The organism is Moritella sp., from assembly GCF_033791185.1.
Lineage (GTDB): Bacteria > Pseudomonadota > Gammaproteobacteria > Enterobacterales > Moritellaceae > Moritella.
In genome coordinates this window covers 1-6,838 of the sequence record NZ_JASJHF010000123.1, presented here as the reverse complement: position 1 = coordinate 6,838, position 6,838 = coordinate 1, and the positions used below count along the sequence as shown (strand labels likewise).

At 42.6% G+C, this 6,838-nt stretch carries 5 protein-coding genes and 1 pseudogene; 4 read left to right on the top strand and 2 right to left on the bottom strand.

Features of this window, described 5'->3' with window-relative positions; all coding sequences use genetic code 11:
- The 4 genes and pseudogenes from glnA to glnG form a co-directional block, all read left to right on the top strand.
- Positions 1-513 (top strand): annotated as a pseudogene (gene glnA, locus QNK26_RS07435) (glutamine synthetase); the annotation flags it as partial.
- Between the two features lie 123 nt (positions 514-636).
- Complete coding sequence (locus QNK26_RS07430; RefSeq protein ID WP_319221926.1) at positions 637-1,158, top strand: DUF4124 domain-containing protein; 522 nt, start codon at positions 637-639, stop codon at positions 1,156-1,158.
- A gap of 104 nt (positions 1,159-1,262) precedes the next feature.
- Entirely contained in the window at positions 1,263-2,315 is a 1,053-nt protein-coding gene (gene glnL, locus QNK26_RS07425) for a nitrogen regulation protein NR(II) (protein ID WP_319221925.1), read from the top strand.
- Positions 2,316-2,326: 11 nt separating this feature from the next.
- Positions 2,327-3,745, top strand: coding sequence for a nitrogen regulation protein NR(I) (glnG, locus tag QNK26_RS07420; protein ID WP_319221924.1), 1,419 nt, complete (start codon positions 2,327-2,329; stop codon positions 3,743-3,745).
- A 77-nt stretch (positions 3,746-3,822) separates the two neighbouring features.
- Here the strand turns inward: glnG and QNK26_RS07415 are convergent, their stop codons facing one another.
- Together QNK26_RS07415 and QNK26_RS07410 are read right to left on the bottom strand one after the other, a co-directional pair.
- Positions 3,823-4,437, bottom strand: a complete 615-nt coding sequence (locus QNK26_RS07415; RefSeq protein ID WP_319221922.1) for a PilZ domain-containing protein — start codon at positions 4,435-4,437, stop codon at positions 3,823-3,825.
- A 400-nt stretch (positions 4,438-4,837) separates the two neighbouring features.
- Entirely contained in the window at positions 4,838-6,742 is a 1,905-nt protein-coding gene (locus QNK26_RS07410; protein WP_319221920.1) for a permease, read from the bottom strand.
- Between the last annotated feature and the right edge of the window lie 96 nt (positions 6,743-6,838).

The following is a 6,838-nucleotide window of genomic DNA, read 5'->3' as shown; positions in this document are numbered from 1 at the left end:
GGTGGTATCATCAAGCATGCTAAAGCAATTAACGCATTTGCTAACCCTGCAACTAACTCGTACAAACGTCTAGTTCCTGGTTTTGAAGCACCGGTAATGCTGGCTTACTCAGCACGTAACCGTTCTGCATCTATTCGTATCCCAATCGTACCGTCAGCAAAAGCGACACGTATTGAAGTACGTTTCCCGGATCCAGCGGCTAACCCATACCTTGCATTCTCTGCAATGTTAATGGCGGGTATTGACGGTATTAAAAACCGTATCCACCCTGGTGATGCGATGGATAAAGATCTATATGACCTGCCTCCTGAAGAAGCAGCGGAGATCCCACAAGTTGCAGCGTCACTAGAAGAAGCACTATCAGCACTGGATGCGGATCGTGAATTCTTACTTGCTGGCGATGTAATGGCACACGATACGATCGATGCATACATAGCGCTAAAAGCTGAAGAAGTTGAAAGACTGAACATGACAACTCACCCAATTGAGTTCGAAATGTACTACAGCGTATAATTTGTTATTAATACAAATTAATGCAAAAAAACCCGCTATTTAGCGGGTTTTTTATTTGTCAGGCTTATGTAAATAGATAAGAATAACGAGACACATTAAATAATAAAAAGACAGGATGTCGCCATGAAAAACATGATACTACTCGTGATATTATTACTTTCCTATCCAAGCATATCCGCAATTTATCAATGGACTGATGAACAAGGTATTACCCACTTTTCCGATGATGAAAACAAATCTGAATCAGCAACTGAAATTGATGTACAACTTACACCGCCCTCGATTGAATCATTGACACAACTCAGGACGGCACCTGCAAGCGCGGTAAACAGTACCGTCACCGAGCAGGTACTCGCGCCCACCTCGATTACTATAAATTCACCTATAGACCAACAAACGCTACGTAGCAATAGCGGTGAGATAGCGGTATCAGCGACACTCAATGCAACATTGCCATACGGCTATACCATTCGGTTATTAATTGATGCTGTCATTCACAGTGAACAAATTGAAACTCAGTTTAACGTCACTAACGTACCGATAGGCTCACACCAACTACAGTTACAACTCACTAACAATTTAGGCAAGGTAATTGCATCATCAGAGCTAATTACGGTTTATTTACATCGTTTTAAAGCAAACTAAACCATAATCACTTTAATTTTGCCCTACTGTGCAGTAGTATTTTAGTTGTAGCACCAAAATGGTGCAATTCGGTAACAGGATAGTAATCCTGCTAAGGAAATGTCATGGTCATGATCCCTGAAACACAGCAATCGCTGCTCAATAACTTAGTTTCTTCCGTTTTTGTACTTGATAATGATCTGCATATTAAATACCTCAATCCTGCAGGTGAACAATTATTAGGGTCAAGTTCCCCCCGAGTGCTTGATATGAGGATAACCGATGTTATTGAGTACACAACGTTAGATTTATCATTACTGGCCAGCACCATTAAAACTGGACAAGGCTTTACCGATAATGAGGTTTCACTGGTCATTGACGACCGCCAACTGTTAGTTGAAATATCAGCAACACTGACTAATTTTGGCGCTGATACTTGCATCCTGATTGAAGCAAGGCAGATCGATTTACAAAAAAAGATCAGCCAGGAACTTTACCAACACGTACAGCAACAAGCCGCACAAGAATTGGTTCGTGGTTTAGCGCATGAGATTAAGAACCCATTGGGTGGCTTACGTGGTGCCGCACAATTACTTGAAAAAGAATTACCCACAGCTGAATTAAAAGAGTTCACCGGTATTATCATCGAACAAGCCGATCGCTTACGTGCACTCGTCGACCGCTTATTGGGGCCACAAAAACCCGGTAAGCAGACCATTTTAAATATTCACTCGGTGATTGAGAAAGTAAAGCAGTTAGTCGAGTTTGATTTACCGCCAGGGATCATTATCGAGCGCGATTACGACCCTTCAATCCCTGATTTAGAAATGGAACCTGACCTATTACAGCAAGCACTGCTTAATATCATCAGTAATGCAATTCAAATTCTAAAACAATCCGGTACCATAAAAATTATTACGCGAACGGCACATCAAGTAAATATTCAAGGACAGAAATATCGCCTATGTGCTGAAATTAAGATCATCGATAATGGCCCAGGTATCCCTGAACATATCAAAGATACCTTGTTCTACCCGATGGTCACCGCCAGAGTAGGTGGCACCGGACTCGGTCTTTCGATTGCGCAAAACCTTGTGAAACAACACAAAGGTAAAATTGAGTGTAATAGCTGGCCTGGTCATACCGAATTTGCCATTTATCTGCCATTAAGAAAATAAAGGATTAAACTATGACAGCAGCAACAGTTTGGATTGTCGACGACGATAGTTCTATCCGCTGGGTACTTGATAAAGCATTAAAATCACAAGCGTTTAATACCTTTGTATTTAGTGAACCATATGCGTTATTAAAAAAATTAGAGTTCGAGCAACCCGACATTATTATCTCAGATATTCGCATGCCCGAAATGACCGGGTTAGAATTAATGAGTCAGGTGCACGGTGAGCACCCTGAACTGCCCATCATTATCATGACTGCACATTCAGATCTCGACAGTGCAGTTAATGCCTATCAAGCCGGTGCATTCGAATACTTACCAAAGCCGTTTGATATTGACGAAGCCGTATCACTGGCAACTCGTGCAGTAACGCATGCGAGAGAGCAGCGTAAGAACCGCCGCAAACATAATAAACCAGCACCCGTGACTGAAATTATTGGTGAAGCACCAGCAATGCAAGAAGTGTTTCGCGCCATTGGTCGTCTCTCTCGTTCATCTATCAGTGTATTAATTAATGGTGAGTCAGGCACAGGTAAAGAGCTGGTCGCCCACGCACTACACAAACACAGTCCACGCGTGAACAATGAGTTTATCGCCTTGAACATGGCGGCGATCCCAAAAGACTTAATCGAATCTGAGCTGTTTGGTCATGAAAAGGGCGCCTTTACTGGTGCTGCCAATGTCCGGAATGGCCGCTTTGAACAAGCCAATGGAGGAACATTATTTTTAGATGAGATCGGCGATATGCCGATTGATATTCAAACACGATTGTTACGGGTATTATCCGATGGTCAGTTTTATCGAGTTGGTGGTCACTCTCCGGTCAGTGTCGATGTGAGAATTATTGCCGCGACCCATCAGAACTTAGAACAAAAAGTGGCTGAAGGTAGCTTCCGAGAAGATCTATTTCATCGCTTAAACGTGATTAGAATTCACATACCCTCGCTGAATGAACGCCGTGAAGATATTCCTAAATTGGCGAATCATTTTCTGATTCGCGCCGGTAAAGAGCTCAGTGTCGAGACTAAAATACTCAGTAAAGAAGCCCAGACCTATTTAGCCAATCACCATTGGTCTGGTAACGTACGTCAACTGGAAAATATTTGCCGTTGGTTGACGGTCATGGCAAGTGGCCAAGAAGTTTTCATTGCTGATTTACCCCCAGAGATCACCGAGGAACAACCAGCATCTCTCAGTTATACTCATGGCGCTGAAAATAGTGATTGGCGTAGTCAATTAAAAACCTGGACCGCGCAACAACTAGCATCAGGACAAAGTGATATTCTCGCGGAAGCCATGCCCGATTTTGAACGCATCATGCTGCAGACTGCACTAGAATATACCCAAGGTCATAAGCAAGATGCTGCAAAATTATTAGGTTGGGGGCGTAATACCCTCACCCGTAAATTGAAAGAACTCGATATTAGTTAATGCTAAATTGAAACCCAGTAACGGTTCACGGACAGCGTCGGGAGCAGTTAACTTACTTCAGCCAAGTCCGTTAACTGCTATTCTAAATCATGTAATGAATCGTGCTCTTCAATAATATAATCGTGCAATATCAACGCCAATTCATTGTTAATATCAAAGTTCAGCGCGAGTCCTTTCGTATTGTTAGGCTCACTTTCAATCCGAACAATGATTGCATCAACTAAGTGAAAACCACGCTGTGGGATCTTTAAATAAAAACGCAGATGACTCTTTTCTTTTAGATTAAAGTCGAGTGACGAAAATTGCTGTTCACTACACAACATAAATAACCCTGAGGTTGAAATATTGATTACCGCACCCAATAACACTTCACCTTTAGGGTCAAATATTTTCAGTCCTTTCGGGTCAGACAAACGCCAGTAACGCCCACCGCCACCTTTATGATCGATAATATCAGGCGGACCCAGCTCTTTTAATTCATCACGAATCAAATACAGCGGAAAGCGAAACTCTTCCTGCTGATGTTGCGCGACCAATACGATATCATCCGATTGCGCTAATACATTAAGTAACTGTTTTGATATATCGGATATATAGACATCATTGCTGTCATGATCAACTTGGCTATCTATTACTTCCTGTAATAAATTGAGCTCGTCTTGGGTTAGAATATCTGTCACTTTTTTGGGCATGGAATAACCTTTATTTCTCTGTCGACGAACATCCTGTTGGCGATACAAAGAATGTGTGTAATGCAAATTACATTTTCATCAAGTTATACTAATCTTAGTAAAACAGAACCACTTTAATCTTGCAAATATAAAAACACGAAGTGGCTGCTTAACCATAAAATCAGTAATTAACAAATTGCGATTCTGCTTTAACAACAATTGGGCCTTGCATGGAAGTAAACACAGAAAAGATAAATAATCACCTTGATGTGATAGAGGCTATCGAAGTGGAAGGCGAGTTTATTATGGAACAACGTTACCGTCAGGAAAGACGGCAACGCCAACTTAATCACTGTTCCCGTTACGAGCGTCGCTCAACCAGCCGACGCAACCCCCGTAACCACAAGATAGATATTACCATTTAGTGGTGATGGTGATGTGGTTTCGCACTCCTAAAACTATGTGGTAATAATTCCAGCATAAAACTACGCGCCCCACGACGTAAGATACTTATCGCAAATAACACTGTCACAATCGCTAAACTTAAATAACGCCACCAATCATCTTGCCAATGCGGCGCCAGCGTCAGCCAAGGTTTCGGTAATTCAGGAACCCAATACATAAGACCGAGACCCAATAACAAGGCAACGGTAACAATAGCCATCACCACAGCCACTGCAATGTGCTTACCTTGGTTATCTTTAATAAAGCGATACAAGTCTAAGTTAAGGGTTGGACCAACCAAACTAAAGGCAACAACCGCACCAGGCGATACACCCGCAATCAGCATAATCGCTAATACAGGGGTAATACCCGTGGCACAAAAATGAAATGGTAAGGCAATTAAAATAGCTAATACGACTTGTAACCAAGGTTCTTGCTGTAAAAACTGCCAACCAATAGTCGGAGTAAATGTAGCAGCGGCAATTAATCCAAATAGCACCCAAGGCGCGGTATGATCGATTAAATGCGCAAAACCATGTTCAAAAGCATGCTTAAGACGCGAGGTAGATTGTTTTAACTGTTCTGGGCTCGCACACGTTTCGGTATTTAGATCCTGTTTCTTAAACAATAACCCAATCAATAAACCCAGTGTTACCGCTAAAATAATCGCCATGACCAAACGAATACCAACCCATTCAATACCTAATAATGGCAATGATATAAGCAGTGCATCAAAACCCAGCACAGGCGACGCAACCAAAAAGGATACAGCTAATGCAGAACCACAACCGGCTTTGATTAGTTGCTTGTACATACCCGATGCATCTGGAATACAGATAGGTAATGGCAAACCAATTAAGGTGCCTTTTAATGCACCAGCCACTGAACCGCGGCTACGTAGCTGACCCACCATGTTAAAGGCTGGCTTAATAAAGTTAATCAACCATGTCAGGATGTAAGCGAATAATAACGCTGGCGCAGCATGCAAAGATAAGCTCACAAAGCGCAATAATGTTTCCGCAGTTTCACTGCTGTGTGCATGTCCGGCATGCTCATCCAATCCAGCAGCCACATCGTGCCCTGCATGGTCATCGTGCCCTACATGGTCGTCAATGTGTAATTCCGTTGAGGTGACCGTCTGTGGTACTACCGCTACTTCAGTAGCGTGATTATGCGGCGCATAACCTAACCAATGCGGCAGTAACACGGCAAGCAAACAGGTAGCACCAATTAAGCTACCGGTGCCGGCGGCAAATTTATCACGCTGGGTTTCTTTACCGTGTTCTTGTTTATACGGCTGGTGAAAAACTACATGTAAAATAGAGCCCATCACTAACGCTTGGAACCAGATCAACCAATTACCACTATCGTGTGCGATCAGTTCTCCGCCCAGCCAAGTACCCGCCACCGTTGCCAATGACATTGCCGTTAATACTGCTAACGGTAATGCTCTGCCATAATGCGGACGTAATAACCACCATACCGTTAAACCCACAGGGAAACGATGTAATACCACACCAATTGCTAATAAATAAGCGGTTTGGTCATCTTCTATCGCCAGTGCACCACCATCAGTGATCGCGTGTAACACTAGGCCCAATACGCCGAGAATCAAGGTGACCGAATGAGTTTGTTTGGCGATTTTATGAAATACTTTTTCGACCATGCCAGGTCCAAATAAGCCGACTAACATAAGTCCAAGAACAGCAATGCCGCCACTTTCCAGTAATTCTGGCAAAATATGGAATAGCACCAAGCCACCAATGGAAACAAAGATAAAGCTATCAAAGAAAGCAAAGCGATCAGATTTAGAGCCGACAAATTTGCATAAATAAGGGCCAAGGAAGAGTGTCGCGATGCTCAGAAATAAAAGTAAAGACATGGTATAAACACGAGGTCAGTAAAACAGGTGTTATATTATAACATAACAGCCGTTACTGATGCCAGTGAGAATTGTTATAACAATTCTCACTGGCAT

What these genes read in the sequence shown, in the direction of transcription:
- QNK26_RS07430 (WP_319221926.1), top strand. Translation starts at nt 637, where the DNA reads ATGAAAAACATGATACTACTCGTGATATTATTACTTTCCTATCCAAGC.
- glnL (WP_319221925.1), top strand. Translation starts at nt 1,263, where the DNA reads ATGGTCATGATCCCTGAAACACAGCAATCGCTGCTCAATAACTTAGTT.
- glnG (WP_319221924.1), top strand. Translation starts at nt 2,327, where the DNA reads ATGACAGCAGCAACAGTTTGGATTGTCGACGACGATAGTTCTATCCGC.
- QNK26_RS07415 (WP_319221922.1), bottom strand. Translation starts at nt 4,437, where the DNA reads ATGCCCAAAAAAGTGACAGATATTCTAACCCAAGACGAGCTCAATTTA.
- QNK26_RS07410 (WP_319221920.1), bottom strand. Translation starts at nt 6,742, where the DNA reads ATGTCTTTACTTTTATTTCTGAGCATCGCGACACTCTTCCTTGGCCCT.